Raw genomic sequence first — 25737 nt, forward strand, 5'->3', positions numbered from 1 at the left:
GAGAAAACCGCCTCCCCTTTTCGCGTTCCAGCCCCCTCGGGTTCCAAGGCACAGGAGACCGTCATGACCATCGTCGAAGCGACCACCGCGTCGCTGCTTGCGGAGAGCAGTACCCTCGTCCTCGAAACCGGGCGCCTCATCCTGCGCGCGCCGCGCCTCGAGGACATGGCTTGGATCGCCGAGCTCGCCGACAACCGCAAGGTGGCGGAGATGACGGCGAACATCCCTCATCCCTACGGCATGGCCGATGCCGCGGCCTTCATCGCCAATCTGCCCGGTGGCCCCGACGCCGCGACCCTCGCCATCTTCCTCAAGAACGATGCCTCGTTGCTGGGCGAAGCGCCGAACCGGCTCGGCCCGCCGATCCCGGTCGGCATGTGCGGCTTCAACCGCCGCGACGAGACGGTGCCGGAGATCGGCTACTGGCTGGGCGAGCCCTATTGGGACCGGGGCATCGCTACCGAGGCGGCGCGGGCGCTGATCGACCATGCCTTCGGCGATCGCAAGCTCGACGCGCTGGTCGCCTCCGCGCGCGTCGTCAATCCGGCCTCGCGCCGGGTGCTCGAAAAGTGCGGCTTTCAGTGGACCGGCGTCGGGCTGACCCGCGTCCGCGCCATGGGTGCCTCGGTTCCCGTGGACCGTTTCCGCCTGGAGCGGCGGCTGTGGACTTCGCTTCGTGCCTGGGGCGAGACCGCGCGGCCGACGCGCCACGAACTCGCTCATTGAGGGCGGGCTGATCATTCCGGCGGCGGGGACGACGCGATTCCCGCCGCCGGATTTGTTATTCTGACAGGCCATCGCTTCGGCGGGCCTTCTTTGAACGAGCGCAACGTCCATGAAATTTCTCGATCAGGCCAAGATCTATGTCCGCTCCGGCGACGGCGGTGCGGGCTGTCTGTCGTTTCGCCGCGAGAAATTCATCGAGTTCGGCGGCCCGGATGGCGGCGATGGCGGGCGCGGCGGCGATGTGTGGATCGAGTGCGTCGACGGGCTCAACACGCTGATCGACTATCGTTTCCAGCAGCACTTCAAGGCCAAGAAGGGCGGCTACGGCATGGGCTCCAACCGCGCCGGCGCCAAGGGCGACGACGTGACCCTGCGCGTGCCCGCCGGCACCGAGGTGCTGGACGAGGATGGCGAGACCGTGCTCGCCGACCTCACCGAGGTCGGCCAGAAGATTCGCCTGCTCAAGGGCGGCAATGGCGGCTTCGGCAATGCTCAGTTCAAGACCTCGACCAATCAGGCTCCGCGTCGCGCCAATCCGGGCCTTGAAGGCGAGGAGCGCTGGATCCTGCTGCGGCTGAAGCTGATCGCCGATGCCGGTCTGGTCGGTCTGCCCAATGCCGGCAAGTCCACCTTTCTCGCCGCCACCACGGCGGCCAAACCCAAGGTGGCGGACTATCCATTCACCACGCTGCATCCCGGCCTTGGCGTCGTGCGCTCGGATGGCCGCGAATTCGTGCTCGCCGACATTCCCGGCCTGATCGAGGGCGCGCATGAGGGCATCGGTCTGGGTGACCGCTTCCTCGCCCATGTCGAGCGCTGCCGCGTGCTGCTGCATCTGGTCGATGGCACCAGCGAACATGCCGGCAAGACCTACAAGACCGTTCGCAAGGAGCTGGAGGCCTATGGCGGCGGGCTGGCCGACAAGCCGGAGATCGTCGCGCTCTCCAAGACCGACGCGCTCGACCCGCAGACGCTGAAGGACCAGCTTGCCCGGCTGCAGCGTGCGGCGAAGAAGAAGCCGCTGGCGCTCTCCGCCCAGTCCGGCGAGGGCGTGACGCAGGCGCTGCGCGCGCTGGCCCATGTCATCGACGAGGGCCGGCAGGAAGAAGCGGCGAAGGACGTTCAGGAAACCTGGCATCCCTGAGGTAGCGCCCCTGATGTGAACCCGCTGAGGCGGAGCTGTCGGGGCGGGGGTGCTCGCCCGGTCCTTGCCGTCCCCCGGGTAGTCAGGCGCCATTCCCGGCCGGTGGGCGCGCACCGGCAAGATGCGGCGGATGCCGTTGGAAAACGCGCGCCTTCCCGTGCAAAACGGCGTATGAAGCCGGCATTCTCACCCCGATGCCGCCCCGAATTCCAAGAAGCGCTCGTCCATGAACCGTCCTGCCAAGCCCGCCGCCGCCTCCGCCGCTTCCGAGGGGGGCGCCGTGCCCTCGCTTTCCGCCTTTCGCCGCATCGTGGTGAAGGTCGGCTCGGCGCTTCTGGTCGATAGCGCGCGCGGGGCGTTGCGCCATGCGTGGCTCGCCGCGCTGGCCGAGGATGTCGCCCAGCTCACCCGCGAGGGCAAGGAGGTGCTGGTGGTATCCTCCGGCGCCATCGCGCTGGGGCGCAATGTGCTCAAGCTGCCGCGTCGCCCGCTGAAACTGGAGGAAAGCCAGGCCGCCGCCGCCGTCGGGCAGATCGCGCTGGCCCGTGCCTGGTCCGAGGCGCTGGCGCATGAGGGCGTGGCGGCCGGGCAGATCCTGATCACGCTCGGCGACACCGAGGAGCGCCGGCGCTACCTCAACGCCCGCTCGACGCTCGCCAAGCTGCTGGAGCTGAAGGTGGTTCCGGTCATCAACGAGAACGACACGGTGGCGACCTCGGAAATCCGCTATGGCGACAATGACCGGCTCGCCGCCCGCGTCGCCGGCATGGCGAGCGCGGACCTGCTGGTGCTGCTCTCCGACATTGACGGGCTCTACACCGCCCCGCCCAACGACAACCCGGACGCGCAGTTCCTGCCCGTGGTGCCTCGCATCTCAGCCGAGATCGAGGCCATGGCCGGCGGGGCGGGCACCGAGCTCTCGCGCGGGGGCATGAAGACCAAGATCGAGGCCGGCAAGATCGCCACCACGGCGGGCGCGCATATGGTGATCGCCTCCGGCAAGGTGAAGAACCCGCTGCGCGCCATTCAGGACGGCGCGCGCTGCACCTGGTTCCTCGCCCCGGCCAACCCCGTCGCCTCGCGCAAGCGCTGGATCGCCGGCTCGCTGGAGCCGCGCGGCGTGCTCCACCTCGACGCCGGCGCGGTCGCCGCCCTGCGCCGCGGCTCGTCCCTGCTGCCGGCGGGGGTGAAAAAGGTGGAAGGCGAATTCACCCGCGGCGACGCCGTGCTGCTGCGCGGGCCGGACGGCGCGGAAATCGGCCGAGGGCTGGTGGCCTATGACCACGACTACGCGGAGCGCATCCGCGGCCGCTCATCCGACGAGATCGCGACGATTACCGGCTTCGAGGGGCGTGCGGCGATGGTGCACCGGGATGATCTGGTGCTCGCGGGTGGGTGAAAGAACAAAAACCTTGGGTTGAGTTGGAGCGGTTCGATCCGCTAGCATCCGGGAGGTACGATTCTCGGGTGAAAAGATGGCTAGGGTAAAATCGAAGTCCGCTAACGCCGAAGAGGCATCCCCAGCTCAAACTGCAAGTAAAGCTCAGCCAGTGGTAGAGCCAGCGCCCGCCGGTTCTAAGCGCGGGTATCTTCGACAATCGGACGTGCCTAGCGCCTCACTCGACGAAGCGCTAAGGATTCCCGAGGCGATATTTGAGCACTATGCAGGGAAGCCAACGTCACCGTTCGACGTAGCAAAAGCTCTGCGAGTTGATCCGAAAGGATCTCAGCTCCGTGTTCTTTCAGGAGCAGCAATCGCCTTCGGTCTCATTGAAGGTGGTGCTCAAGCTACAGCTATTAGCGTCTCAGAAACAGCTCGCCGGATCATACGTCCCCGTGCGGAGGGCGAGGATGTCGAAGCGAAAAGAGAGTGCGTGCTCCGTCCTAGGATATTTGGCGAATTCTTGAAAACCTATGATGGTAATCAGTTTCCTCGGCATGATATTGCGTTGAATGTACTTGAAGGAATGGGCGTTCCTCGTGATAAAGCCGAAGAAGTTTTTGGGCGCATTAATGATAGCGCTAGATCGGTCGGCTATATTGAGGAAATAAAAGGAAAATTTTACGTAAGATTGAACGGTAGAATTGGCGGTATTTCTACAGAAGCGATCGTGAATTCCACGGATGATTTGCTAGATGATCCCGGGGCGGAGGCGATTGTTTCTCCCGTTGAGCGTACCATTTTGCCGCCCTTGTCTGTTCAAACTCGTGGAACGGCGATGGCTGCTGCCTTCGCCGATGATCAACGGCGTCGGCGTGTTTTTATCACGCACGGAAAGGACCGAGGCTTAGTTGAGCCGATTAAGAAACTGCTGGAATACGGCGAGCTTGAACCCGTTGTATCTGTCGAAAGGCAATCAGTCTCTAAGCCTGTTCCGGACAAATTCATGGATGACATGCGTCGTTGCGGCGCGGCGATCATCCATGTTGATGCTGAGAAGGTAGTCACCGATGTTGATGGGGTTGAAAATGTAATTTTGAATCCAAATGTCCTTATAGAGATCGGTGCTGCGATGGCATTTTATGGGAAGAGATTCATTTTGCTTGTCAAAGATGGAGTTAAACTTCCGTCGAATCTTCAAGGTCTTTATGAGGTGCGGTATCAGGGGAGCACGCTCGATGCGACCGCAACTATAAAGCTGCTGGAGGCCATGAGGGATATCAAGAATTATGAACTTCCAGGAGGCAATGAACTAGACTAACCAGATTGTGATTCCCGGCCTGTATAGCGGTAATTTCGCTGAGTCGATTGGGAGACATACATTCGCGGCATGAAACGCCGTTCTCTGCTGGCCGCGCCGCTCCTGCTGCTCACGCCACGCCTTGCCGTCGGGCAGGGCTCGCCGCCTGAGCCCGCGTCGCCTGACGCCGCTCCGCTCACCCCCATCCTCGACCGCGCCGCCTCCCTCTCTCCCCTGCGCACGATCCTCGTCTCGAAGGACGGCACCCGCATCGCCGCGCGGGCCTATCGCGGGCTGAGCCTTGAGGGCGCGTCGAATATCAAGTCGGCCTCAAAAAGCATCATCGCTATGCTGGCGGGGATCGCGATCGGGAAGGGCGTGCTGGAAGGGCCGGACCAGAAAATCGTCCCGCTGCTGAGGGCCGACCTGCCGGCCGACCCGGACCCGCGCCTCAATGAGATCACGCTCGGCAATCTGCTCTCGATGCAGGCCGGGCTGGAGCGCACCTCCGGGGCCTATTACGGGCGCTGGATCGCCTCGCGCAACTGGGTGCGGGCGGCGCTGGCGCGGCCCTTCGTCGATGAGCCGGGCGGCGAGATGCTCTATTCCACCGGCTCGACGCATCTCATATCGGCCATCCTCACCCGCACGACCGGGCGCTCGACGCTCGCTCTGGCGCGCGACTGGCTGGGCGGAATCGAAGGGTTTTCCATCACGAGCTGGGAGCGCGACCCGCAGGGCATCTATTTCGGCGGCAACCAGATGGCGATGCGCCCGTCATCGCTGCTCGCCTTCGCCGAGTGCTGCCGCAATGGCGGGCGCAACAGAGCGGGGCAGCAGGTGATCCCGGAAAGCTGGATCGCGGAATGCTGGCGCGTGCGCACCGCCTCGCGCTTTACCGGCGATGGTTATGGCTATGGCTGGTTCACCCGCGAATTGGCGGGGCAGGCGGTGCATTATGGCTGGGGCTATGGCGGGCAGATGCTCTATGTCGTGCCCGCGCGCGGCCTGTCGATCGTCATGACCTCGGACGCCGACACGCCGTCGGGCCGCACCGGCCATCGCGACGACCTGCACGCGCTGGCCGCCGAGATCGTGTCGGCGGCCGGGTAATTGGGCGGGGTCGCCCGTTCAGTGGCTCGGCTTGCAGGTGCCGAAGGCGGTGACGATGGTGTCGTCGACCACGGTGGTGAGAGTGGCGTCATTGTCCGCGCGCGACATCTGCATGATCCAGCCCACAAGACCGTCCGTGCCCTGGAGGGTCAGCTGCGGGCCCGCGCCGGAGACGGAGTAGATGGTCGACAGATGCGGCACGCCATTATCGTCGACGCTGACCAGCACGCGCTCGCCGAAATGCACGAGGAAATGCGCCGGCAGGTCGATTTCGCCCAGCTCCTTGGCCGGGTTGCAGCCCTTGTCCTTGTCGCAGACGAACACCTTGGTGAAGGTGCAGTCCGTGGAGATCGGCAGCGGCGAGACCTCGGCCTCCTTCATGGCTTCCTTGGGCGGGGCTTCCGGCGCGGGTGCCTGCGCAAAGGCGCTGGCGCCCCCCGCGAGCAGGAACAGGGCGGCAGTGGCGATCTTCAGCATCGGAAGCACCTTCGCGGAACCGACAGGAGGGGTGGCGGCGGCACGGCGGCCGCCACCGTTCAGTAAACCGGGGTACGGCAGGGCGGATAGGGCGGGGCGCCGCAATAGCCGGGGCCGTAGGCCGGGGCCGGCGGCGCGTAATAGGCCGGGGGCGGCGGCGGCGGATAGTAATAGCGCGGCGGTGGCGGCCGGGTGGCGGCGGTGACCGCCGAGCCAATGATGGCGCCGCCGATCAGACCGCCGATCAGCGCGCCGGTGCTGTTGTGCGCCTGCGCAGGCATGGGCGCGATCATCGCCGAGCCCAGCGCCGCCAGCACGATGCCGGCCTTCAATGCCGGAAGTGCCTTGCTCATGTGAACCTCGTTCATGGCCCGGCCGTGAACCGCCGGACCCTTGCGGAAGTCAACTATTGCGCAGGCCGTGAGCCCGGACAAGACGCTGGATGGAGGCGCGCGCGCGACCCTGTGCAAAAAGCACGGGACGGAACGTCAAGCCATTGAAATATCGCAAAATATCTCTCGCCACGGCGCGCAGCTCCGCCCTATCTTCGACCCGATTTCATCGGACGATGCGTGTGGTCGGCGAACCAGCGAGCCGCTGCCCGCGTTATCGCCCGGTCGTCCGAGGAGGCCGGAAGCGAATCGGCGGCGGTTCAACCCCTGTGGGAGGTAGACGTGGATAGACGCAGTTTCCTGCTAGGCATCGCCGGCCTGTTGGGCGCCGGAGCAACCGCGGGCATGGCACTGTCGCCGGCCCAGGCGACGATGCTCGACCAGCTCAAGAACGCCGTGCCGCCGGAAGGCCTGCCGGACGAGGGTGATCTCGTCGGCATGACGCCGGACGGAACCGGGATCGAGGCGACCCAGTGGGGCCCGCCGCCGCCCCGCCGCGGCCCGCCGCCGCGCTATTGGGGGCCGCCCCCGCGTCGCCGCCGTCGCCGGGTGCGCGTGTGCCGCAATGTGCGCGATCGCTGGGGACGCCGCATCCGCCGCTGCTGGTATGAGTGGCGCTGACTGTAATTATTGCAGATACGCAATGATTAGGGCGCGATAAGGCTTCGTGCTATGCATCGTGGCATGTTCTAGCTTGTCTCCATCAAACGGCGCCCTTGCGGCGCGACCTCAACGAGGATGGAGACAGGCTATGAACAGGCTTTTTCTTGCAGTGGCGGCCCTCGTCACCTTTGGGGCCGGCCCGGTGCGTGAGGATCAGCGTCGCGCGCGAGCGGATGCTGAGCGTCAGAGCCGCGCCGACCGCCGCTAAGCGGACGAACTGTCGCGCGGTGCGCGGCTGAGCGCACGGCTTAGCCGCGCGGCCGGCGTCAAAACGCCATCCGCGCGGAAACGGCCTGTCCGGAGATCAGCGTCGCACGCGCGCCTTGCGCTCGGCATAACGCTTGTCGCGCAGCGCCTTGCGGGCGACCTCGTCTTCGATCACGCGGCGAGCCTGGGCGAGTTCGGCCTCGCGGCGCGCGCCGGCCTCGGCTTCGAAGGCGGCCTGCGCGGCATCGCGAGCGGCCTGTTCGGCGGCCTCGCGGGCACGAGCTTCGGCCTCGATCTCCTCGCGACGGGCCCGTTCGGCTTCCTCGCGTGCGGCGCGGCGTGCCTCGCGGGCCTCTTCCACGGCGCGACGCTCGGCGGCCTTAGCGACCATTGCCGGATCGTCGGCGGCTGGACGCGCCTTGAATCGTTCGAGGAGGCGGGTCTTGGAAGTCTGAACGGCCTTTTGGCGCTCGGCGAAACTATCGGGATTCTTCATTCGTGGTGTTTATCGTTTGAAGCGGGTGAACTCAACCTTCGGCTCGACTCCAGCCGCCATTCTTTCGAGGGCGGGGTTTCACATCCGGACGATCGTCTCGGCTTCGACAGGCGGATGTGATGTCCATGGTACCGAAGAACAGGAATGGTGCCGCGGAAGGGAATCGAACCCCCGACCCACGCATTACGAATGCGTTGCTCTACCATCTGAGCTACCGCGGCACGCGGGGCTTCTGATAGCCGCGAAGCCCCACGATTTCAAGCGCCGCGCGCGAAGCCTGTTGCGATCACCCCCATGGACCGCGTTTACCGGCCGACGGACCCGGCTCGGAAGGCGTCGACGGACCGCGTCCCCACGGGTCGCCCGCACGGCGGCGGCCGGTTGCCGAGGTCGGGTGGACCGATGCCATCGGGCCGCCGGTCCCTCCCATCTGCTGGGCCAGGGACTGCAGTGCCGCGATGCGGTTCTCGGTGTTGGGGTGGGTCGAGAACAAATTGTCCATGCGCTCGCCGGAGAGCGGGTTGATGATGAACATGTGCGCGGTCGCCGGATTGTGCTCCGCGGCCATGTTCGGCACGCGGTGCGCGGCATTGGAAATCTTGGCGAGCGCCGAGGCAAGCCAGAGCGGCTGGCCGCAGATTTCCGCGCCGAGCTTGTCGGCCTCATATTCGCGCGAGCGCGAGACTGCCATCTGCACCACCATGGCGGCGAGCGGGGCGAGGATCATCATCGCGATCGTGCCGATGGCGCCGAACGGGCTGTTATTGTTGCGGTTGCCGCCGAAGAACATGGCGAAGTTCGCCAGCATCGAGATCGCGCCGGCCAGCGTCGCGGTGATGGTCATGGTCAGCGTGTCGTAATTCTTCACATGGGCGAGCTCATGCGCCATCACGCCGGCCACTTCCTCGCGCGAGAGCGAGTTGAGCAGGCCCGTCGTGGCGGCGACCGCCGCGTTCTGCGGGTTGCGCCCGGTGGCGAAGGCGTTGGGCTGCGGGTTGTCCATGATGAAGACGCGCGGCATGGGCAGGCTCGCGCGGGCGGACAGCTCCTCGATCATGCCGTAGAATTCCGGGGCGCTGGCGCGGTCGACCTGCCGCGCGCCATACATGGAGAGAACCATGCGGTCGGAATTCCAGTAGCTGAAGATGTTCATGCCGGCGGCGAACAGAAGGGCGATCATCATGCCGCCCTGTCCGCCGATCATGAAGCCGACGCCCATGAACAGGGCGGTCATGCCGGCCAGCAGGATGGCGGTGCGAAAATAGTTCATCGGTCTCCTCTCGAACCGTCGCGCGCCGGAATGGCTCACAAGGCCTTCCGCAGCGCGAGGCTACACCCGATAAGTGGTAAATCGGCCTCGCGGCCGCAAGATGTCGGCCATATGCGGCACGCAGGAGCGGTGCGAATGGCGTGCTTGACGTGCACAAGGGCGCGGTGCTTCCAATAGCGACCATGAGCAAGGACATCTTTCCCGCCGCGCCGTTGCCGGCAGCCTCTTCCCCCGCCGCGCCCGAAGCCGGCCGCCCGTTGTCCCCTGCCGCGCAGCGTGCGCTGGTCGAGGCGGCGGAGCGGCGCGCCCGCGCCGGCGAGCCCGCGCCTGCGCCCAAGGAGATCGACGGCCGGGGTGGGCCGGAGCCGGTGCGCTACGGCGACTGGGAAGTGAAGGGCATCGCGTCCGACTTCTGAGCGCCGGCTGAAATTTCAGGCGACTTGCGCGGATGCGAGGTCGCTCGCGAGCGCGACGCGGTTGCGCCCGGAGGTCTTGGCCGAATAGAGCGCCCGGTCGGCACGTTCCACCACGTCCTCGATATCGCGGTCACCGTCGATGATGGCCGCGATGCCGGCGCTGACGGTGATGTTAAGTTCGCGCCCATCGTGCATGATCGAGGTCGCCGCGACCGTCTCGCGGATGCGCTCGGCCAGGATCAGGGCCTGTGCCTCGCCGGTCTCGCGCAGCAGCACCACGAATTCCTCGCCGCCGAATCGGGACACCTTGTCGGTTTCGCGCACCAGCCGGGCGAGGATGGTGCCGAGGCTGCGCAGCACGGCGTCCCCCGCCCCGTGGCCATGCGTGTCGTTGATTTTCTTGAAATGGTCGATGTCCAGCATGACCACGGCGGCGGCGGTCCCTTTGCGCCGGAAATAGCCCATCGCGTCCGCGCCAAATGGGCCAAAGCCGCGCCGGTTCAAGAGGCCGGTGAGCGGGTCGGTCACGGCGAGCTGCTGCAATTCGTGCAGGTCCTTGCCGAGCCGGAGCGTGCGTTCTTCGGCGAGGGCCATCTGCTCGGCGGCGCGGCTCTCCAGCGTGGCGGCGGCCTCGCGTGCCTCGCGCTCGCTCTCGATCACCGAGCCGAGGCGGCGCAGCAGCGAGCGGATCGAGGCGGACATCACCAGCACATCCTGCGAGCCGTGCTGCCAGCCGACCATGGTCGCCCCGCTGTCGCGGCCGATGAGGTCGACATTGCGGCTGAGCCGTTCCAGCGGGCGCATGGTGTGGCCGGCGAGAAGCAGGGCGAGGAACGCCCCGCACAGTGCGACGAAGGCCCCTACGGCGATGATGGTGGCGAACAGCCGGTTGGCGGGCGCGAGAGCGGTCGCGACAGGGCTGCGCGCCACCACCAGCCAGCCGAGCCCGGGATAATCGCCCTGTCCCTTGGTGGCGACGACGGCGGTGAGCGTCGGCGTGCTGCCGGTATCATCGATCAGCGCAACCCCGTCGGCGCTGCCGGCGCGCACCAGCAGTTGCCCGGCGAAGGACCGGGCGTTGGCCGGGCCGATCAACACCTCGCCGTCGCGCGACAGGACCCAGAGTTCGGCATCCAGCACCGAGCGGTCATTGGCGAGCACATTGGCGCGAACCTCGTCTGCCCAGCCCCAGCTCATATGGGCACCGAGAACGCCCACGACACGGCCGGCATCGTCCTTCACCGGCACGGCGACATCGACGAAACGGAACGGTGCCTGATCGGGCGAGGTGCGCAGCAGTCCGTCCAGCAGCTTGGCGTCGTGGACGTCCTCGACGGTCGGCCCCTTCAAGCCATTGGTGAACCATGGACGTTGCGCGACCGAGACACCTTCCAGCATGCCCTTCGTCGCCGCGCGCACCGTGCCATCCGGCGTGGCGAAGCCGATCCAGGCATATTCCGGCAGCGTGGTCTGCAACTGGGCGAGCACACTACGGATTCCCGCCGAGTCGCCGGTCCAGACCGGCGACAACGGGGCGAAGCTCGCCACGTTGCGGATCTCGCGATAGCGCTCGAACATGCGCGCGTCGAGCCGTTCCGTCATGGTGCGGGCCAGCGTCACCAGCGCGGCGTCGGTGTCGGCCACCGCCTGCCGCCGCGCGAGAACGGCTCCGGCGCCGGCGACCGCGGTTACTGTCAGCACGCACAGCAGGCCGGCCATGAGCGCGGTCTGCTGGCGGATGGAGGTGCGATCGCGCAGCTTCTGGAATACGGCACCCAGCATCAACCCCAAACTCCCTTCCGGTGGCGCGAACAGGGAGCAAACACTATGCCGGCGCGCGCTGGCCCGCTTGGCCATTTACGTAAGGGAATCGCTTTCCTCCCGACCTGTGGCATTCGCGCCGCCCGCGTGCGGGGAGCCGCAGTGCCCGTCTCGGCCTAAAGGCCGATGCAGACGTATTTGATGTCCACATAGTCATCGATGCCGTATTTCGACCCCTCACGGCCGATGCCCGATTCCTTGACGCCGCCGAACGGGGCGACTTCCGTGGTGATCACGCCGGCATTCACGCCGACCTGCCCGTAGCGCAGCGCTTCCGCCACCCGGAAGGTGCGGCCGAGGTCGCGGGTATAGAAATAGCAGGCGAGGCCGAATTCGGTGTCGTTGGCGTAAGCGACGGCCTGCTCCTCGGTCTCGAACCGGAACACCGGCGCGACGGGGCCGAAGATTTCCTCCTTGGCGAACGCCATCTCCTGCGTGGCACCGGCGATCACGGTCGGTTCGAAGAACTGGCCGCCAAGGCTGTGGCGCTTGCCGCCGGTCACCACCGTGCCGCCCTTGGCGCGGGCATCGGCGACGAAGCCCTCGGTCTTGGCGACCGCCTTGTCGTCGATCAGCGGACCCTGCACAACGCCGTCCTCAAGCCCGGAGCCGACCTTGAGGCCGGACGAGGCGGCGGCGAACTTCTCCACGAAGGCGTCGTAGATGCCGGCCTGCACATAGAAGCGGTTGGCGCAGACGCAGGTCTGGCCGGAATTGCGGTACTTGGAGGCGATGGCGCCGGCGACCGCGGCGTCCAGATCGGCGTCGTCGAAGACGAGGAACGGCGCGTTGCCGCCGAGCTCCATCGACACCTTCTTCACCGTGTCGGCCGACTGCTTCATCAGGATCTTGCCGACCGGGGTGGAGCCGGTGAAGGTGATCTTGCGCACCAGCGGATTGGCGGTCATCTCGCCGCCGATCTTGGTCGCAGAGCCGGTGAGGATGTTCACTGCGCCAGCCGGAAAGCCGGCCTGTTCCGTCAGTACGCCCCAGGCGAGACCGGAATAGGGTGTCTGGGTTGCGGGCTTCACCACGCTGGTGCAGCCCGCCGCCAGTGCCGGGCCGATCTTGCGGGCCAGCATGGAAGAGGGGAAGTTCCACGGCGTCACCGCCGCGATCACGCCCACCGGCTGCTTGGTGACGAGGATGCGCCGCTCCGGCCAGGGCGAGGGGATGACATCGCCATAGACCCGGCGCGCCTCCTCGGAAAACCACAGCACATAGGCCGCGCTGGCGCCGACCTCGCCCATGGACTCCGCCAGTGGCTTGCCCTGCTCGATGGTCAGCAACTCGGCCAGCGCGCGCTGATTATCCATGATGACGGTGTGGAGCCGGCGCAGCAGCTTGGCGCGCTCGTCGGCCGTGGTGCGGGAATAGCTTTCAAACGTCTTCTGCGCCGCGTCGATGGCGCGCCGCGTTTCGGCCTCGCCGCAATCGGGGACGGTGCCGATGACCTCGCCAGACGCGGGATTGGTGACCTCGATGGTGCCGCCGCCATCCGCGCCGATCCACTCGCCGCCGATGAGATTCGCGTCGCGCTTGAAGTCAGTCCATGTCATGGCCGGATACCTTTTCCGAAATGCGGGCGGGGTGGATCGCTCGCTCCGAAAAGAACTATAGGGCGTAGGGGCGCGCTCGGCACCCCGTCGCCGGTCAGGGATCAGCCATTATAAGCGGCTTGCAGGGCGGCGATGTCGAGCTTGACCATGCCCATCATCGCCGTCATCACGCGTTGCGCCTTGGCCGTGTCCGGGTCCTTGTTCCACTCCAGCAGCGCGCGCGGCGTGACCTGCCAGCTCAGGCCGTAGCGATCGGTGATCCAGCCGCACTGTATCTCGCGGCCGCCCTCGCCGAGCGCGGCCCATAGCCGGTCGATCTCGTCCTGGCTGTCGCAGACGATGATCAGCGACAGCGCCGGGGTGAAGCTGAAATGCGGTCCGCCATTCAGCGCGAGATAGGGCGCGCCGTTCAGCGTGAATTCGACCATCATGGTCTCGCCGGGCTTGCCGCCGGGCGTCTCCACGACATAGGGGGTCACGGTGTCGATGCGGGAATTCGGCAGCAGCGAGACGTAGAAGCGCGCGGCTTCCTCCGCCTTGCCGTCGAACCAGAGGCAGGGTGTGATCGGTTGCATGGCGCGGGCTCCATCACGTGGTGACCGCGCCGCCGCCAGCGGCGCGGTCCTCGACAAGGGCTTACTTGCGCAGATCGACCAGCGGGGCGAAGCCGCCGAAGATCATGCGCTTGCCGTCGAACGGCATCTCGGTCATCTCCTTGAGGCGGGGGTCCTCCATGAACTTCTTCATGCCGGTGTCGCGCACCTCTTTGGACGGCCAGAGAACCCAGGAGAACACCACCGTCTCCTCCGGCGTCGCCTTCACCGCCCTGCGGAAATCGGTCACCTTGCCCTCCGGCACGTCGTCGCCCCAGTTCTCGGCGACATGAAGGGCGCCGTAATCGAAGAAGATCGGCGCGGCCTTCTCGGCCATCTCGCGATAGGCGTCCTTGTTGGCGGTCGGCACCGCGATCACGAAACCATCGACATAGCTCATCTGGCGTCTCCTCCTGTTGTCGGCCTGAGGCCGGTTTAGTCCTCGGCGAGTTCGGCGAGCGAACCCATCGCGGCGGTCCCGCCGGTGGTGAAGCCCATGGCCTCATTCGGCTGGCGCGCCTCCTCGTCCCAATGATGGACCGTGGCGGTGTCGCGGGCTCCCGCACTCGGTGCGCTCAGCTGCCCGGTGGTTCGCCGCCGGCGGCCGCCGGGTCCATCCAGAAGATTTCCCAGATGTGCCCGTCCAGGTCGCCGAAACTGCGCCCATACATGAAGCCGTGTTCCTGCACCGGGGCGATATCGACCGTGCCGCCGGCCTCGCCGGCCTTGGCCATCATCTCATCGACCGCGTCCCGGCTTTCCTGCGAGAGGGCAAGCAGCACCTGCGAGCCGGCATGGGCGTCGGCGATCGGCTTCGGCGTGAACTGGGCGAACTTCGGATGCGTGAGCAGCATCACGTAGATAGTCTCCGAGAGCACCATGCATGCGGCGGTATCGTCGGTGAACTGGGGATTGTTCACGGTCCCGATCGCCTCGTAGAACGCGATGGAGCGAGGCAGGTCGGCCACGGGCAGATTGACGAAGATCATCTTGGGCATGAGGGCGGCTCCTGTCGTTCGTCATTGACACCGATAACGGCTATAGTTAGAAAAAACAACCATGCAGTTAAAAAAAATAACTAAAAAGGCAGAAGGCTCGGCCAGGCGCTATTACGAAGATGCCTGCGCTGCCGCCCACGCGCTCGACCTGTTCGGCGAGCGCTGGGCGCTGCTGGTGATGAGAGAACTCATGCTCGGCCCCAAACGTTTCACCGATTTGAAGGCCGATCTGCCGGGCATCAGCGCCAATGTGCTGACCCAGAGGCTGGAGAGCCTTGAGGCGGCGGGCGTTCTGGTTCGTCGCAAGCTGCCGCCGCCGGCTTCCGCGCAGGTCTATGAACTCACGCCCTGGGGCTATGAGAGCGAGCCGATCTTCCAGGCCATGGGGCGCTGGGCGGCGCGCTCGCCCTCGCATGATCCGACCCTGCCATTCGGCTCGGTGTCGCTGATGATGTCGATGCGCACCATGATCAGCCCCGCGCTGGCCGGCGCCCTTGCGGTGGATGCCGAGTTCCGTACTGGCAAGGAGACCTTCCGGGTCCGCCTCGCCGGGGGCGAACTGACGACTGAGCGCGGCACGGTCGAGCATCCCGATTTCGTCCTGACCGGCGAGGCGCGGATGATCGCCGCCGCGATCTATGGCGGGCAGCCGATCGCCGCTCTGGAGGCGGCCGGCGTGCTGAAGCTGGAGGGCGACCGGGCATTGGCAGAGCGTTTCATCCGCCTGTTCCCGCTGCCGCCCAAGGCCGTGCTGCCGGGCTGAGCAGGGCGTCAGCGGCTGAAGCGGGCGGCCTCAGGCGCGGATGCGGGAGGGCGCATCCGGCACGAAGAAACGCCAGGTGTCGCGCCCGGCATGCTTGGCGTCATAGAGCGCCGTATCGGCAGCGGCGGTCAGTTCGTCCTGAGAGGTCCGGTCGTCATTGGTCATGGCGATGCCGATGGACACGCTGTAAGGCAGCGCCGAGCCCCGTTCATCCACCACGCCGGCGAGCCCGCGGCAGAGCCGCTCCGCCAGCGCCTGGAACTCGGCCTCGGACTGGCCGGAGCACAGCACGGCGAACTCGTCGCCGCCGATGCGGGCGGCGACATCGCCGTCGCGCAGTTCGCCTTGCATGAGCCGCGCGAGATGACGCAGCAGCGCGTCGCCGGCGGCATGGCCGAGCGTGTCGTTGATGGTCTTGAAATTGTCGAGGTCGACCAGCAGCACCGCCAGATGGGCGCGCTGCCGGGTCAGCCGCTTCAGCCCCGCCTCGAATTTCTGCGCGAAGAGTGCACGGTTGGGCAGGCCGGTCAGGGCGTCATGCGTGGCGAGGTGGTGCAGGTCGTCCTCAAGCCGCTTGCGCTCGGAAATGTCGCTAAGCGTGCCGACCATGCGCACCGGTTCGCCGAGCAGGTCGCGCTCGACGATCCGTCCGCGATTGGCGAGCCAGACCCAGCTGCCATCGCGGCGCCGGCAGCGGAACTCACCGTTGAAGTAATCCTCGCGCCCTTCCACATGGTCACGGAAACCGCGCATCAGCGGGGCGATGTCCTGCGGGTGCACCCAATGGCGGACCATGCCGACCGTCGGGGTGAACCCACCCGACCAGTGGCCGAGAATGCGGAAGCTGCGGGGGCTGAAGAACAGGTTGCCCGACGGCATGTGCCAGTCCCAAAGCCCGTCATTGGCGCCGTCCAGCGCATAGGCGAGCCGACGTTCATTGGCGAGCAGGTCGCGGCGCTCGCGCTCGCTGCGCGCGCGGATGGCGGCTATCAGCAGCGCGGGCAGGGTGGTGACGGCCAGCGACCCCTGCAGTTCCAGCAGCGACGCGACCTCGTTGCCCCTCGGCTCGAAGGGAAAGTGACCCGCCACTCCGAGGGCCAGCATGCCGATGGCGAAACCGGAGACCGCGGCGGCGGTGGCGAACATGCCAAAGCGGAAGGCGAACCAGAGCAGCGCCACCGCGCTGAGTTCCAGGATCACATAATGCCGCATGGCGACGGCAAGCGAACCGATGGTGGCGAGCGCCAGCGCCGCCGCGATCATCTCTTCCAGCCGGGGCCGGAACGGCCGCGTGCGGTCTGCATCGGACCGCGCGGGCCAGAGCGGCGCGTCGGTGCGCCAGAACAGGAAGGGCGGCAGGAACAGCGCGATCGCCACCACTTCCGGCATCCACCAGCGGAGACCTGTGGCGACGAGGCCGTGATCCGGCGCGAGGGTGAGCCAGCCTCCGAGCAGCGCACCGGGCACCGGCCCAAGCAGGGCGACCAGTGTCAGGCGCCCGATGACATCGGGGCCTATCGGGGCGTCGCGGGTTATGCCGCACCAGGACAGGCCGCCGCCGACCAGCGCGAAGGTGATGCTCTTGGAGATACCGCAGGCCAGCGCATAGGCAGTGGCGTCGCCGAGCAGCAGGTGGACAAGTATGCCCGCCAGTGCAACGCCGATCACCTCAGGCAGAAAGTCCTGGCGACGGAGCAGGACCAGTGCGCCGAGACTGACGACATTGGCCGGCCAGATCGCGGAAGAAATGCCGAAGGCGCGACCGAAGCGGAGCCAGACGAACAGGACGACCGCGAAGGCGATCGCGAAGATGAAGGCCTGCAGAAGACGTGTCGATGGCTGAGCCGTCAGCATTGGTTTCAAGCCTGCGATGAAACGGACCGAAGAGTCCGTGTCGATGATCGGCCGGGCGCAGAAGACAATGACGAGGCAGTACCTCGTCATTGTTCGCGGCCTCTCGGCCTGATCATGCAACTACAAGCAATTCCTGTTCCATTGCTCCCCTATGGTGGCGCGACGCCGGCAACACCCCCGCCGCGCGCCCCGCACTAACGTCATGCGCCGGAACGGCAGGGGGCACCGCGGCTCGCCGCCGCGGGTCGGTCGGCCGGGGTGCACGCAATGAGCGCATCGTCTGCCCGCGTCGTGATCATCTCCTGCGGCACCGGCTACGCTGTGCGCCGCGTCGCCATGGTGGAATGATGCGTGCATCTGTCGGAGCGTTGGCTCATTGCGAATGAAAGTTTTTCTTGCGGGGGACGTTTCATGCCTGTGTTTCTCGTCACGTTCGATCTGCGTGACTCCGGGAATGCCGAGAATCTGATCGAGGCGATCAAGCAGACATCGTGGACCCAGTTCACGCCGACCAGCTTCGCGGTTTCCACGGCGGAGACCGACGAGGCGCTGTTCTTCCGGCTCCGCCCGTTCACCAGCGACGGCGACAGCCTGTATGTCTCGATGCTGAAGAAGCCTTATCGCGGGATGGGGTTTCGCGAGGTGAACTACTGGCTGGAGGAGAACCTGCGCTACTAGCGGGGGAGGGGCGTCCATACGCCGGAAATGAAAAAGCCCCGGCTCGCGCCGGGGCTTTCGATAGGTGCGAGGCTCTCGCGAGCCGGCGGCTCAGTTGTTCCGGTTGCCGAACAGCTGGAGCATCATGATGAACAGGTTGATGAAGTCGAGATAGAGCGTCAGCGCGCCCATGATCGCCTTGCGGCCGGCCACCACGTCGTCGTCGCCCGCGAAGTACATCTCCTTGATGCGCTGCGTGTCGTAGGCGGTGAGGCCGGCGAACACCAGCACGCCCACCACCGAGATCACGAACTGCAGCATGGACGAGCCGAGGAAGATGTTCACCAGGCTCGCGATGATGATGCCGATCAGACCCATGAACAGGAACGAGCCCATGCCCGACAGGCTGCGCGGCGTGGTGTAGCCGTAGAGGCTCAGCGCGCCGAAGGTCGCGGCGGTGATGAAGAACACGCGCACGATGCTGTCATGGGTATAGATCAGGAAGATCGTCGCCAGCGACACGCCGACCAGCGCGGCATAGAGCCAGAACACGCCCTGCGCGGCGGCGACGCTCATGCGGTCGACGCGGAAGCTCAGGAAGAACACCGCGGCGAGCGGGGCGAACATCACCACCCACTTCAGCGGGCTGACGAACAGCGTGTAGCCGAAGTCGGTGAGGTAGACATTGGCGGCGATCTGGTAGGCGGTCGGGGTGTCGGACACCGCAAGCATGAACACGCCCAGCGCGGCGGCGCCGGTGATGGCGAGGCCGAGCGTCATGTAGTTGTAGACGCGCAGCATGTAGGAGCGCAGGCCCTGGTCGATCGCGGCCTGCGTCCGCGCCGCCGTGCTGCCAAGGTGCGGCACGGAAACGTTGCGATCAAATTCGGACATCGTGTCGGATCCTCTTCCCAAAAGTCCTGGCGTCCGGCCGGCCCGCATGGGCCCGGCTGCCGCGCCGAAACATACCACGGAATATGAGGAACCCCCTGTTCCACCGCAAGTGAAGTTTGCGACAGAATTGCCGTTGCGGGAGGGGGGCGTGCGTCCCTACAAGTTCCGCAGGATCCGCGCCGGCTTCTGGCCGAGCGCCCGCCATGTGCCGAGCAGCCCGAAACCGACGGTCAGCGCCAGAGCCACCGCCGCCGCGCCGAAGGCGGTGCCGGTCGACCAGGCGAAATGCGCCTTCATCACCTGTGTCACCACCACATAGGAGGCGAGCGTGCCGGCCGCCACCGCCACCAGCGCGGTGACGAGGCCGAGCGCGGCATATTCCAGCGCATAGGCGCCGACGAGGCGGGCGCGGGTGGCGCCGAGCGTCTTGAGGATCACCGCGTCATAGACCCGGTGGTGCTGCCCCGCCGCCAGCGCCCCTGCCAGCACCAGCACGCTGGACAGCAGGGTGACGAGGCTCGCGCCCCGTATCGCGGTCACCAGATTGGCGACGATGGCGCCGATCTCGGTCAACGCCTCCTTCACCCGCACCGTGGTGACAGCGGGAAAGTCGGCCGCCACCGCGCGGCCGATCGCCCGCTCCGCCGCCGCCTCGCCGCCGCCGGGCATGGTCAGGGTCGCGATAGAGGTGTGCGGCGCGCCGGCGAAGGTGTTCGGCGAGAACACCATCACGAAATTGATGGCGAGGCGCTCCCATTCCACTTCGCGCAGATTGGCGATCTTCGCCGTGATCGAGCGGCCGAGCACATTCACCGTGACCGGATCGCCGATCGTCAGCCCGAATGCGTCGGCGATTTCGCGCTCGAAGGAGACCAGCGGCGGGCCGCTATAGTCCGCCGGCCACCACTCGCCGGCGGTCAGCCGCGAGCCTTCGGGCACGGCCGCGTCATAGGTGATGCCGCGGTCGGAGGAGAGCACCCAGGCAAATTCCGGCGGCGGAGTGATCTGGTCGGCGGGCCGGTCGCCCAGCGTGATCAGTCGCCCGCGCAGCATCGGCACGGTCTCCACCATGCCCTCGGGGGCCTTTGCCTTCAGATAGCTCGCGAACTGTGGGGCCTCGCTGCTCTGGATGTCGAGGAAGAAGAAGCTCGGCGCCTGTGCCGGCAGGTTGGCGGTGAGTTCGCGCGTCAGGCTGCGGTCGATCAGCGCGAGCGTGACCAGCAGGGTCAGCCCGAGCCCGAGCGAGAGCACGATGGTATGGGTGAGCGCCGAGGGGCGATGGATATTGCCGATCGCAAGCCGCAAGGCTGTCGAGCGCGGGCGGGGCAGGCGGCGGGCGATCGCCATGATGCCGAGCCCGACCAGACGCAGCGTGATCAGCACGCTGGCGGAGGCGACGAGGTAATAGACCGCGATCCGTCGCTCTTCCGACGCGGCGATGGCGAGCCCCGCCAGAGCGGCGATGGTGAGTGCGGTGAGCACGATATAGCTCCGGCGCGGCCGGCGCGCGGGGCCTTCTACATGCTCGCGGAACAGCGCGGAAACCGGCACGTCATGGGCAAGACCCAGCGGCCACAGCGCAAAGGCGAGCGCGATCAGCGCGCCATATCCGATGGCGAGCGCCAGCGCCGCCGGCTGCACGCTCGGGTCGATCGGCACGGGCAGCAGATAACCGAAGGCGGCATTGGCGGCATAGGGCAGGGCGGCGCCGACCGCGAGCCCGATGGCGATGCCGATGGCGGCGATCAGGCCGACCTCCACCAGATAGATCGCGAACACCGTGCCGCCCGGCGCGCCGAGGGATTTATAGGTCGCAATCACCGCGCGCTTGGCGTCGAGATGGCTCTTCACCGCATTGGCGACGCCAACGCCGCCGACCAGCAGGGCGGTGAGCCCGACGAGGGTGAGATACTCGGTGAAGCGCCGCACATTCTGTTCCAGCCGGGGCGCGGCCGCGTCGCGGGTGCGTACCTCGAAGCCGGCCTGCGGGGCGCCGTTCTGCACGGTGTCGACGAAGGTCGTGAGGGTGGACGGGTCGTCGAGCTTCACGCGGTAGGTCCAGCGTACCAGACTGCCGGGCTGCAGCAGGGCGGAAGCGCGCAGCGCGTCGAGCGAAACCATGAGGCGCGGGCCGAAGCCGATGCCGGTGGCGAGCGAATCGGATTCGCGCACCAGCGTTCCGGCGAGCCGGAGCCGGATCTCTCCGAACTGGAATTCGTCGCCCGGCTTGATGCCGAGCCGTTCCGCCAGAACCGGGTCGGCGACCGCGCCGAACACCCCGTCCTTCGCCGCCAGCGCCTGCGGCAGCGGCTGCGCCGGTTCGATCTCGACACCGCCGGCGAGCGGATAGGCGCCGTCGACCGCCTTGGCCTCGGTGAGCGTCGATTGCAGCGTGTCGCCCGAACCCGCGCGGGCCATGGCGCGCAGCGTGGCGATGGTCGAGACCCGGCCGCCGGCCTTGATGAGGGTGAGTTCGTCCGGGCTCGCCTCCCGCTGCACCAGCGTGAAGGCGGCATCGCCGCCGAGCAGCGATGTGCCCTCGCGGGCGAAACCATCGGTGAGCGCGCGGGAGAACGAGCCTACGCCGGCAATCGCCGCGACGCCGAGCGCGAGGCAGGCGAGGAACACGCCGAAGCCGCGCACGCCGCCACGCAGTTCGCGCAGCGCGAAGCGGAAGGCGAGCGACAGGCGCGGGCGAAGGCGTTCGCGCGCGGAACCGGCCGCGGCAGAATCGGACACAGCGAGCGTCATGCCGGCACCTCGGCCGGCGTGGTATCTCCCGTCTCGATATGGCCGGAGCGCAGCCGCACCGTGCGGTCGCAGCGCCGCGCGAGGCCGGGATCGTGGGTAACGATCACCAGCGTCGCCCCGCGCCGGGCCTGTGCGGCGAACAGCAACTCCATGATCTGCTGCCCGGTGCTCTCGTCGAGATTTCCGGTCGGCTCGTCGGCGACCAGAATGGACGGCTCCGGCGCCAGCGCCCGCGCCACCGCGACGCGCTGCTGCTCACCGCCGGAAAGCTGGGTCGGGTAATGGTCGAGCCTGTGGCCGAGCCCGACGGCGGTGAGTTCCGCCGCCGCGCGCGCGAAGGCGTCCGCCCGGCCGGCAAGCTCCAGCGGCACCGCGACGTTTTCCAGCGCGGTCATGGTCGGGATGAGATGGAAGGCCTGGAAGACAATGCCGACATTGCGCCCCCGGAACCGCGCGAGCGCGTCCTCGCCGAGGCGGGTGAGCTCCTCGCCCGCGACGTTCACCGTGCCGGCATCGGCGCGCTCCAGCCCGGCGAGCACCATCAGCAGGCTCGATTTGCCGGAACCGGACGGGCCGACGAGGCCAACCGCCTCGCCCTTGGCTATAGTGAGCGACACGCCCTTGAGAATGTGAACACGCGCGGCGCCCGATCCGAGCGAGAGTTCGACCTTGTCGAGTCGTATGGCGGGGCCGGTGGCGGAAACGGAGCTGGAGTGCATGTCGTCCAATTGGTTGTTCAGCGTCTGGGCGTGGGGCTTCGCCCGCGCTGGTGCGGAAATTCGTGAAGCGAGTGTGACACGATATGGTGCGGCGCACTCTTCACGAAAGGGCAAGCCGGCCCGGCCGGGGGCGCTCGCCCTGCTGGCGGGCGTGCTGATGATGGCGCATGGCACACTCGCCGCCGCCGAGCCGCTGCGCCTCGTGGCCTTCGGCGACAGCCTGACGGCGGGCTACGGGCTCGCCGCGACGGATGCCTTCCCGGTGCAGCTTCAGGCCGCGCTGAAGGCCAGGGGACACGATGTCGTGATCGAGAATGCCGGCGTCTCCGGCGACACCACCAGCGCGGGCCTGTCCCGGCTCGACTGGTCGATCCCCGACGGCACGCAGGGCGTGATCGTTGAGCTCGGCGCCAATGACGCGCTGCGCGGCCTCGACCCGGCCATCGCCGAGGCCTCGCTCGACAAAATTCTGGCGCGGCTGAAGGAGCGCGGCATCCCGGTGATGATCGCCGGCATGCGCGCCCCGCCCAATCTCGGCAAGGCGTATCAGGAGCGCTTCGATCCGATCTATGCCCGGCTGGCCGAGAAATACGGCGTGCCGCTCTATCCGTTCTTCCTCGACGGCGTGGCCGGTCAGGTGGCGCTCAACCAGCGCGACGGCATCCACCCGACGCCGGAGGGGGTGAAGATCATCGTCGCCAACATCCTGCCGGCGGTGGAGGCCTTCATCGCGACGCTGAGGCCGCCGGGCTGAGGTGCGGGCGGTGTCGCAGCGGCAACTTGCCGAGGCGGCGTGGCGGGGGCTAGTCTTGCGCCACCTTCCCACCGCATGAATCCCGAGAACATCACCCATGGAATATCGTCCGCTGGGCCGCACCGGCCTTGAGGTCAGTGCGCTATGCCTTGGCACCATGACCTTCGGCCAGCAGAACACTGAGGCCGAGGGTCACGAGCAGCTCGATTACGCGCTCGATCAGGGCATCAACTTCCTCGACACCGCCGAGCTCTACTCGATCCCGCCCAGGCCCGAGACCGCCGGCTCCACCGAGCGCATCATCGGCACCTGGATGAAGGCGCGCGGCAATCGCGACAAGGTCATCCTCGCCACCAAGGTGTGCGGCCTGTCGGAAATGACGTGGTTCCGCAGTCACGGCGCCCCGGCCCGTCCTACCCGCGCGCAGATTTTCGAGGCGGTCGACAACAGCCTGAAGCGGCTGCAGACCGACTATATCGACCTCTACCAGCTCCATTGGCCCGGGCGCCCCATCGTGTGGGGATCCAACCCGACGCGCTGGCAGTCGATGCCCGGCGAGGAAACCCCCATCGGCGAGACGCTGGAGGCGTTCGGCGAGATCGTGAAGGCGGGCAAGGTGCGCCATATCGGTCTCTCCAACGAGAGCAGCTGGGGCACGATGCGCTTCCTGTTCGAATCGGAGACCCGCGGCCTGCCGCGCGTCGCCTCGGTGCAGAACGCCTACAGCCTGTTGAACCGCACCTACGAGACCAACATGGCAGAGGTCAGCCTGCGCGAGGATGTTGGGCTGCTGGCCTATTCCGCGCTGGCGCAGGGCTATCTCACCGGCAAGTACCAGCGCGGCGCCCGCCCGGCCGGGGCGCGTTCCACGCTGTTCAATCGCGGCCAGCGCTATGAACTGCCGGGCGCGGAAGCGGCGATCGACGACTATATGGCGATCGCCCGCGAGGCCGGGCTCGACATTTCGCAGATGTCGCTGGCCTTCGCGCTGTCGCGCCCGTTCATGGCCTCGGTCATTCTCGGCGCGACGACGATGGAGCAGCTCAAGACCGACATCGCCGCGCAGGACGTGAAGATCACGGCGGAACTGGAGGCGAAGATCGACGCCGTGCACCAGCTTCGCGGCAATCCGGCGCCCTGAGGCGGCGAGGCCGATGCAAAACTCATCCCCGGGCCTGGCCCGGGGATCGCGCGGCTATTCCCCGGCCTTGGGCGCGGCTTCCGCCGCATGGCGGGTCATCAGCGGCACCTGCGCCATGGCGAAAACCAGGGTGAGCGGCAGATAGCCGAAGGTCTTGAACGTGACCCAGGTGTCGGTGGAGACCGAGCGCCAGACGATCTCGTTCAGCACCGCCATGGCGAGGAAGAACACGCCCCAGCGTATGGTCAGGCGGCGCCAGCCTTCCTCGGTCAGCGTGAACACGTCGCCGAGCACATAGGGCAGCAGCGGCTTCTTGAAATACAGGCCGCCCAGCAGCGCCAGAGCGAACAGGCCGTTCACCATGGTCGGTTTCATCTTGATGAAATGGTCGTCCTGCAGCCACAGCGTCAGCGTGCCGAACACCAGCACCACGCCGGCCGAGACCAGCGGCATCACCGCGATCTTGCGCGCGATGATCCACATCGCCGCCAGCGCCACCAGCGTCGCCACCATGAAGGCGGCCGTGGCGACATAGATGCCGGCGCGGCCATTGGCGATGAAGAACACCACCAGCGGCCCGAGCTCCAGCGCGAACTTCATCAGCGGGTGCATGGTGCGCAGGGTGGCGTGGGGTTCGGTCATCATGGGTCCGGCGTGTGAGGAGGCGTCTCGTAGGGAAGGGCGGAAACGTGCCGAGAGCAAGGCGCTATTCGTCGAGCCCGACAATGGCGCGCGCAAATTGCCGTGCTTCGAAGGGTTCGAGGTCGTCAATGCCCTCGCCGACGCCGATCAGATGCACCGGCAGGCCGTATTTCGCCGCGATCGATACCAGAATGCCCCCGCGCGCCGTGCCGTCCAGCTTGGTCATGACAAGGCCGGTGACGCCGGCCACGCGCCGGAACGCCTCGACCTGGGACAGAGCGTTCTGGCCGACCGTGGCGTCGAGCACCAGCACCACGGCATGCGGGGCGGCGGCGTCCTGCTTCTTGAGGACGCGGACCACCTTCTCCAGCTCCGCCATCAGTTCGGCGCGGTTCTGCAAGCGGCCGGCGGTGTCGACGATGAGAACGTCGGCCCCGTCCGCGCGGGCCTTGGCGAGGCCGTCAAAGGCGACGCCGGCGGCATCCGCGCCCGGCTCGCGCGAGACGATGGCCGCTCCCGTGCGGTCGGCCCAGACTTTCAGCTGCTCGATCGCGGCTGCGCGAAAAGTGTCACCGGCGGCCAGCACCACCTTCTTGCCCTGCGCGCGCAGCGTGGAGGCGAGCTTGCCGATGGTGGTGGTCTTGCCCGAGCCGTTGACGCCGACCATCAGCAGCACGAAGGGCTTCACCTCCGGGTCGAACACCAGCGGGTGGGCGATTGGTTCAAGCACCGCCTCGATCTCGCTTGCGACGAGGCTGCGCACTTCGCCGGGCTCGATGGTCTTGTCATAGCGCCCCTTGCCGACCGCCTGCGCGATGCGAGCGCTGGTCTCGACGCCGAGATCGGCGCGGATCAGGATGTCTTCGAGGTCCTCCAGCGTCGCCGCATCAAGCTTGCGCTTGGTGAACAGGTCGGTGATGCCGGTGGACAGGCCCGACGCGGTGCGCGTGAGGCCCTTGGTGAGGCGCTTCCAGAAACCGGGCTTGGGCGAAGTGTCGTTCATCAG

The 25737-nt window shown here is 67.0% G+C and carries 26 protein-coding genes and 1 tRNA gene; 11 read left to right on the forward strand and 16 right to left on the reverse strand.

Going from position 1 to position 25737, the window contains the following annotated elements; translation table 11 throughout:
- Nucleotides 1–63 precede the first annotated feature (63 nt).
- The 5 genes from MKI84_RS13615 (at nucleotide 64) to MKI84_RS13635 (ending at nucleotide 5664) form a co-directional block, all read left to right on the forward strand.
- On the forward strand, nucleotides 64–726 hold the full coding sequence (locus MKI84_RS13615) for a GNAT family N-acetyltransferase (protein WP_241620304.1): 663 nt from the start codon (nucleotides 64–66) through the stop codon (nucleotides 724–726).
- Between the two features lie 109 nt (nucleotides 727–835).
- Complete coding sequence (gene obgE, locus MKI84_RS13620; protein ID WP_241620305.1) at nucleotides 836–1870, forward strand: GTPase ObgE; 1035 nt, start codon at nucleotides 836–838, stop codon at nucleotides 1868–1870.
- 226 nt (nucleotides 1871–2096) lie between these two features.
- On the forward strand, nucleotides 2097–3269 hold the full coding sequence (proB, locus tag MKI84_RS13625; protein WP_241620306.1) for a glutamate 5-kinase: 1173 nt from the start codon (nucleotides 2097–2099) through the stop codon (nucleotides 3267–3269).
- A 76-nt stretch (nucleotides 3270–3345) separates the two neighbouring features.
- On the forward strand, nucleotides 3346–4572 hold the full coding sequence (locus tag MKI84_RS13630; RefSeq protein ID WP_241620307.1) for a TIR domain-containing protein: 1227 nt from the start codon (nucleotides 3346–3348) through the stop codon (nucleotides 4570–4572).
- 69 nt (nucleotides 4573–4641) lie between these two features.
- On the forward strand, nucleotides 4642–5664 hold the full coding sequence (locus MKI84_RS13635) for a serine hydrolase domain-containing protein (protein ID WP_241620308.1): 1023 nt from the start codon (nucleotides 4642–4644) through the stop codon (nucleotides 5662–5664).
- A gap of 18 nt (nucleotides 5665–5682) precedes the next feature.
- Here the strand turns inward: MKI84_RS13635 and MKI84_RS13640 are convergent, their stop codons facing one another.
- Nucleotides 5683–6141: a hypothetical protein gene (locus MKI84_RS13640; RefSeq protein WP_241620310.1), complete on the reverse strand. Its 459-nt coding sequence runs from the start codon at nucleotides 6139–6141 to the stop codon at nucleotides 5683–5685.
- Between the two features lie 59 nt (nucleotides 6142–6200).
- A complete protein-coding gene (locus MKI84_RS13645; protein ID WP_241620312.1) occupies nucleotides 6201–6494 on the reverse strand; it encodes a hypothetical protein in 294 nt (97 codons plus the stop codon).
- A 321-nt stretch (nucleotides 6495–6815) separates the two neighbouring features.
- Between MKI84_RS13645 and MKI84_RS13650 the strand changes: the two genes are divergently transcribed.
- Nucleotides 6816–7154, forward strand: coding sequence for a hypothetical protein (locus tag MKI84_RS13650; protein ID WP_241620314.1), 339 nt, complete (start codon nucleotides 6816–6818; stop codon nucleotides 7152–7154).
- 346 nt (nucleotides 7155–7500) lie between these two features.
- Here the strand turns inward: MKI84_RS13650 and MKI84_RS13655 are convergent, their stop codons facing one another.
- The 3 genes from MKI84_RS13655 to htpX all read right to left on the reverse strand — a co-directional run bounded on the left by MKI84_RS13655 (nucleotide 7501) and on the right by htpX (nucleotide 9169).
- Complete coding sequence (locus MKI84_RS13655) at nucleotides 7501–7899, reverse strand: DUF6481 family protein (protein ID WP_241620316.1); 399 nt, start codon at nucleotides 7897–7899, stop codon at nucleotides 7501–7503.
- A 145-nt stretch (nucleotides 7900–8044) separates the two neighbouring features.
- A tRNA-Thr gene (locus MKI84_RS13660) sits at nucleotides 8045–8120 on the reverse strand.
- Between the two features lie 65 nt (nucleotides 8121–8185).
- On the reverse strand, nucleotides 8186–9169 hold the full coding sequence (htpX, locus tag MKI84_RS13665) for a zinc metalloprotease HtpX (protein WP_281063233.1): 984 nt from the start codon (nucleotides 9167–9169) through the stop codon (nucleotides 8186–8188).
- Nucleotides 9170–9351: 182 nt separating this feature from the next.
- Between htpX and MKI84_RS13670 the strand changes: the two genes are divergently transcribed.
- Nucleotides 9352–9585 carry a DUF1674 domain-containing protein gene (locus tag MKI84_RS13670; protein WP_241620566.1) on the forward strand — a complete coding sequence of 78 codons (234 nt, stop codon included), beginning with the start codon at nucleotides 9352–9354 and terminating at the stop codon, nucleotides 9583–9585.
- A gap of 15 nt (nucleotides 9586–9600) precedes the next feature.
- On the opposite strand, the gene MKI84_RS13675 is transcribed toward MKI84_RS13670, so the two are convergent.
- From MKI84_RS13675 to MKI84_RS13695, 5 genes are all read right to left on the reverse strand, one after another.
- Complete coding sequence (locus MKI84_RS13675; RefSeq protein ID WP_241620318.1) at nucleotides 9601–11367, reverse strand: sensor domain-containing diguanylate cyclase; 1767 nt, start codon at nucleotides 11365–11367, stop codon at nucleotides 9601–9603.
- 155 nt (nucleotides 11368–11522) lie between these two features.
- Nucleotides 11523–12965: an NAD-dependent succinate-semialdehyde dehydrogenase gene (locus MKI84_RS13680; RefSeq protein WP_241620319.1), complete on the reverse strand. Its 1443-nt coding sequence runs from the start codon at nucleotides 12963–12965 to the stop codon at nucleotides 11523–11525.
- 101 nt (nucleotides 12966–13066) lie between these two features.
- The gene (locus tag MKI84_RS13685) at nucleotides 13067–13540 is read right to left on the reverse strand and encodes a VOC family protein (protein WP_241620321.1); all 474 of its coding nucleotides are present in this window, start codon (nucleotides 13538–13540) and stop codon (nucleotides 13067–13069) included.
- 61 nt (nucleotides 13541–13601) lie between these two features.
- Nucleotides 13602–13958: a DUF1428 domain-containing protein gene (locus tag MKI84_RS13690; RefSeq protein ID WP_241620322.1), complete on the reverse strand. Its 357-nt coding sequence runs from the start codon at nucleotides 13956–13958 to the stop codon at nucleotides 13602–13604.
- 175 nt (nucleotides 13959–14133) lie between these two features.
- A complete protein-coding gene (locus tag MKI84_RS13695; RefSeq protein ID WP_241620324.1) occupies nucleotides 14134–14556 on the reverse strand; it encodes a VOC family protein in 423 nt (140 codons plus the stop codon).
- Between the two features lie 61 nt (nucleotides 14557–14617).
- Between MKI84_RS13695 and MKI84_RS13700 the strand changes: the two genes are divergently transcribed.
- A complete protein-coding gene (locus MKI84_RS13700) occupies nucleotides 14618–15319 on the forward strand; it encodes a winged helix-turn-helix transcriptional regulator (protein WP_241620325.1) in 702 nt (233 codons plus the stop codon).
- A 30-nt stretch (nucleotides 15320–15349) separates the two neighbouring features.
- Here MKI84_RS13700 and MKI84_RS13705 read toward each other — a convergent pair whose 3' ends face one another.
- Nucleotides 15350–17173 (reverse strand): diguanylate cyclase domain-containing protein, encoded by a 1824-nt coding sequence (locus MKI84_RS13705; protein ID WP_241620327.1) that lies wholly within the window; start codon nucleotides 17171–17173, stop codon nucleotides 15350–15352.
- A gap of 411 nt (nucleotides 17174–17584) precedes the next feature.
- Here MKI84_RS13705 and MKI84_RS13710 point away from each other — a divergent pair, with 411 nt between their 5' ends.
- Complete coding sequence (locus MKI84_RS13710) at nucleotides 17585–17851, forward strand: hypothetical protein (RefSeq protein WP_241620329.1); 267 nt, start codon at nucleotides 17585–17587, stop codon at nucleotides 17849–17851.
- 90 nt (nucleotides 17852–17941) lie between these two features.
- Here MKI84_RS13710 and MKI84_RS13715 read toward each other — a convergent pair whose 3' ends face one another.
- The 3 genes from MKI84_RS13715 to MKI84_RS13725 form a co-directional block, all read right to left on the reverse strand.
- Nucleotides 17942–18724 (reverse strand): Bax inhibitor-1/YccA family protein, encoded by a 783-nt coding sequence (locus tag MKI84_RS13715; protein WP_241620331.1) that lies wholly within the window; start codon nucleotides 18722–18724, stop codon nucleotides 17942–17944.
- Nucleotides 18725–18880: 156 nt separating this feature from the next.
- Complete coding sequence (locus MKI84_RS13720) at nucleotides 18881–21475, reverse strand: ABC transporter permease (RefSeq protein ID WP_241620333.1); 2595 nt, start codon at nucleotides 21473–21475, stop codon at nucleotides 18881–18883.
- On the reverse strand, nucleotides 21472–22194 hold the full coding sequence (locus MKI84_RS13725) for an ABC transporter ATP-binding protein (RefSeq protein WP_241620334.1): 723 nt from the start codon (nucleotides 22192–22194) through the stop codon (nucleotides 21472–21474). Before MKI84_RS13725 ends, MKI84_RS13720 begins: the two co-directional genes overlap by 4 nt.
- Nucleotides 22195–22351: 157 nt before the next feature.
- Between MKI84_RS13725 and MKI84_RS13730 the strand changes: the two genes are divergently transcribed.
- Together MKI84_RS13730 and MKI84_RS13735 are read left to right on the forward strand one after the other, a co-directional pair.
- Entirely contained in the window at nucleotides 22352–22948 is a 597-nt protein-coding gene (locus MKI84_RS13730; protein WP_241620568.1) for an arylesterase, read from the forward strand.
- A gap of 97 nt (nucleotides 22949–23045) precedes the next feature.
- Nucleotides 23046–24089 carry an aldo/keto reductase gene (locus MKI84_RS13735; protein WP_241620336.1) on the forward strand — a complete coding sequence of 348 codons (1044 nt, stop codon included), beginning with the start codon at nucleotides 23046–23048 and terminating at the stop codon, nucleotides 24087–24089.
- 54 nt (nucleotides 24090–24143) lie between these two features.
- Here the strand turns inward: MKI84_RS13735 and MKI84_RS13740 are convergent, their stop codons facing one another.
- The gene (locus tag MKI84_RS13740) at nucleotides 24144–24731 is read right to left on the reverse strand and encodes a septation protein A (protein WP_241620338.1); all 588 of its coding nucleotides are present in this window, start codon (nucleotides 24729–24731) and stop codon (nucleotides 24144–24146) included.
- Between the two features lie 64 nt (nucleotides 24732–24795).
- The gene (gene ftsY, locus MKI84_RS13745) at nucleotides 24796–25734 is read right to left on the reverse strand and encodes a signal recognition particle-docking protein FtsY (protein ID WP_241620340.1); all 939 of its coding nucleotides are present in this window, start codon (nucleotides 25732–25734) and stop codon (nucleotides 24796–24798) included.
- Between the last annotated feature and the right edge of the window lie 3 nt (nucleotides 25735–25737).

Source organism: Ancylobacter gelatini (assembly GCF_022601675.1).
Lineage (GTDB): Bacteria > Pseudomonadota > Alphaproteobacteria > Rhizobiales > Xanthobacteraceae > Ancylobacter > Ancylobacter gelatini.

Coding starts and splice junctions, on each gene's coding strand:
- MKI84_RS13615 (WP_241620304.1), top strand. CDS start 64: ATGACCATCGTCGAAGCGACCACCGCGTCGCTGCTTGCGGAGAGCAGT.
- obgE (WP_241620305.1), top strand. CDS start 836: ATGAAATTTCTCGATCAGGCCAAGATCTATGTCCGCTCCGGCGACGGC.
- proB (WP_241620306.1), top strand. CDS start 2,097: ATGAACCGTCCTGCCAAGCCCGCCGCCGCCTCCGCCGCTTCCGAGGGG.
- MKI84_RS13630 (WP_241620307.1), top strand. CDS start 3,346: ATGGCTAGGGTAAAATCGAAGTCCGCTAACGCCGAAGAGGCATCCCCA.
- MKI84_RS13635 (WP_241620308.1), top strand. CDS start 4,642: ATGAAACGCCGTTCTCTGCTGGCCGCGCCGCTCCTGCTGCTCACGCCA.
- MKI84_RS13640 (WP_241620310.1), bottom strand. CDS start 6,141: ATGCTGAAGATCGCCACTGCCGCCCTGTTCCTGCTCGCGGGGGGCGCC.
- MKI84_RS13645 (WP_241620312.1), bottom strand. CDS start 6,494: ATGAGCAAGGCACTTCCGGCATTGAAGGCCGGCATCGTGCTGGCGGCG.
- MKI84_RS13655 (WP_241620316.1), bottom strand. CDS start 7,899: ATGAAGAATCCCGATAGTTTCGCCGAGCGCCAAAAGGCCGTTCAGACT.
- htpX (WP_281063233.1), bottom strand. CDS start 9,169: ATGAACTATTTTCGCACCGCCATCCTGCTGGCCGGCATGACCGCCCTG.
- MKI84_RS13670 (WP_241620566.1), top strand. CDS start 9,352: ATGAGCAAGGACATCTTTCCCGCCGCGCCGTTGCCGGCAGCCTCTTCC.
- MKI84_RS13675 (WP_241620318.1), bottom strand. CDS start 11,367: ATGCTGGGTGCCGTATTCCAGAAGCTGCGCGATCGCACCTCCATCCGC.
- MKI84_RS13680 (WP_241620319.1), bottom strand. CDS start 12,965: ATGACATGGACTGACTTCAAGCGCGACGCGAATCTCATCGGCGGCGAG.
- MKI84_RS13685 (WP_241620321.1), bottom strand. CDS start 13,540: ATGCAACCGATCACACCCTGCCTCTGGTTCGACGGCAAGGCGGAGGAA.
- MKI84_RS13690 (WP_241620322.1), bottom strand. CDS start 13,958: ATGAGCTATGTCGATGGTTTCGTGATCGCGGTGCCGACCGCCAACAAG.
- MKI84_RS13695 (WP_241620324.1), bottom strand. CDS start 14,556: ATGCCCAAGATGATCTTCGTCAATCTGCCCGTGGCCGACCTGCCTCGC.
- MKI84_RS13700 (WP_241620325.1), top strand. CDS start 14,618: ATGCAGTTAAAAAAAATAACTAAAAAGGCAGAAGGCTCGGCCAGGCGC.
- MKI84_RS13705 (WP_241620327.1), bottom strand. CDS start 17,173: ATGCTGACGGCTCAGCCATCGACACGTCTTCTGCAGGCCTTCATCTTC.
- MKI84_RS13710 (WP_241620329.1), top strand. CDS start 17,585: ATGCCTGTGTTTCTCGTCACGTTCGATCTGCGTGACTCCGGGAATGCC.
- MKI84_RS13715 (WP_241620331.1), bottom strand. CDS start 18,724: ATGTCCGAATTTGATCGCAACGTTTCCGTGCCGCACCTTGGCAGCACG.
- MKI84_RS13720 (WP_241620333.1), bottom strand. CDS start 21,475: ATGACGCTCGCTGTGTCCGATTCTGCCGCGGCCGGTTCCGCGCGCGAA.
- MKI84_RS13725 (WP_241620334.1), bottom strand. CDS start 22,194: ATGCACTCCAGCTCCGTTTCCGCCACCGGCCCCGCCATACGACTCGAC.
- MKI84_RS13730 (WP_241620568.1), top strand. CDS start 22,352: ATGATGGCGCATGGCACACTCGCCGCCGCCGAGCCGCTGCGCCTCGTG.
- MKI84_RS13735 (WP_241620336.1), top strand. CDS start 23,046: ATGGAATATCGTCCGCTGGGCCGCACCGGCCTTGAGGTCAGTGCGCTA.
- MKI84_RS13740 (WP_241620338.1), bottom strand. CDS start 24,731: ATGACCGAACCCCACGCCACCCTGCGCACCATGCACCCGCTGATGAAG.
- ftsY (WP_241620340.1), bottom strand. CDS start 25,734: ATGAACGACACTTCGCCCAAGCCCGGTTTCTGGAAGCGCCTCACCAAG.